The sequence below is a fragment of the Kiloniella litopenaei genome (assembly GCF_000982415.1).
Classification (GTDB): domain Bacteria; phylum Pseudomonadota; class Alphaproteobacteria; order Kiloniellales; family Kiloniellaceae; genus Kiloniella; species Kiloniella litopenaei.
In genome coordinates this window covers 1-905 of sequence record NZ_LANI01000064.1, presented here as the reverse complement: position 1 = coordinate 905, position 905 = coordinate 1, and the positions used below count along the sequence as shown (strand labels likewise).

Sequence of the window (905 nt, the reverse complement as noted above, 5' to 3'; positions counted from 1 at the left end):
TGTTGAGAGGGCAGTTTCGCGGGATTAGTGAAGCTAAAATGATTCAGTGTCTTAATCGCCTTGGACGTGATGTTGATATTGTTATCAAGCCACGCCAGCATATTAGAAAGCCCGGTCGCGTTGAAGTTGTTTCTGTGTAACTTTATGTCATGAACGTGACCGCCGCTAATTGCAAGACGGATCGGACGGCCTTTCTGACCTACGGCCGCGTGAACCTTACTTGTCCGGCTTCCGCGTGAGCGGCCAATACTTTCCGCCAGTTCCCCTTTTTTGACCCAGCCGCTGCGCGGTGCGCCTGTACGCAAGATATAGAAGATACCTTCAGAATAATACGGTCATCCCTACGGGCTGGACCACGACCTTTTCTCGGTAATAAAGGCTCAATAATCAACCATTCTGCGGCGCTTAAATCAAATCGTGCCATCTAAAACTCCCTAAGTTGGGAGTCATGAATCACAAAAAATCATACACAGCAAGGTATTGAATTGGGTTCACACCCTAGTTGATCACCAGCGCGAATTACAGCTTTTGTGATTACAGCTGACCTGTCGCTTGATTGTATCTTTACTCGTTGCATTATTTTGTCCCTTCAGCTCGTTTATATAATAGGGGCTGTCCTAGATAACGCAAATTAGGCGTAATCATTGAACATAACCGCTTCTCCTTTCTTTCCCTTGCGTGAAAGGAGAAGCAATCATGTTTAAATTTTTCAAAAATAAATCAAAAATTCTCAAATATTTCGATGAAACTCAGAGGCAAAAGCACCGCTTTGCCGAAGAGCTTGATGTTATTTAAGTAAAGGACATTGTTTATGAAAATACTTGATGATCTTAATTAAAAACTTAAAAAAATCGGTGCTGTTGAAGTTACAACGGATGAAACATTACAGCTACTTTCCTGTGCAA

The 905-nt window shown here is 42.7% G+C and carries 2 protein-coding genes; one reads left to right on the top strand and one right to left on the bottom strand.

From position 1 onward, the window contains the following. Positions 1 to 2 precede the first annotated feature (2 nt). Positions 3 to 140: an XRE family transcriptional regulator gene (locus tag WH95_RS21905; RefSeq protein WP_407060154.1), complete on the top strand. Its 138-nt coding sequence runs from the start codon at positions 3 to 5 to the stop codon at positions 138 to 140. Between the two features lie 59 nt (positions 141 to 199). Here the strand turns inward: WH95_RS21905 and WH95_RS20115 are convergent, their stop codons facing one another. Next, positions 200 to 424 (bottom strand): hypothetical protein, encoded by a 225-nt coding sequence (locus WH95_RS20115; protein WP_046510241.1) that lies wholly within the window; start codon positions 422 to 424, stop codon positions 200 to 202. Positions 425 to 905: the final 481 nt, after the last annotated feature.

Excerpts from the sequence above, each read along its gene's own strand:
- WH95_RS20115 (WP_046510241.1), bottom strand. The coding sequence starts at position 424 with ATGGCACGATTTGATTTAAGCGCCGCAGAATGGTTGATTATTGAGCCT.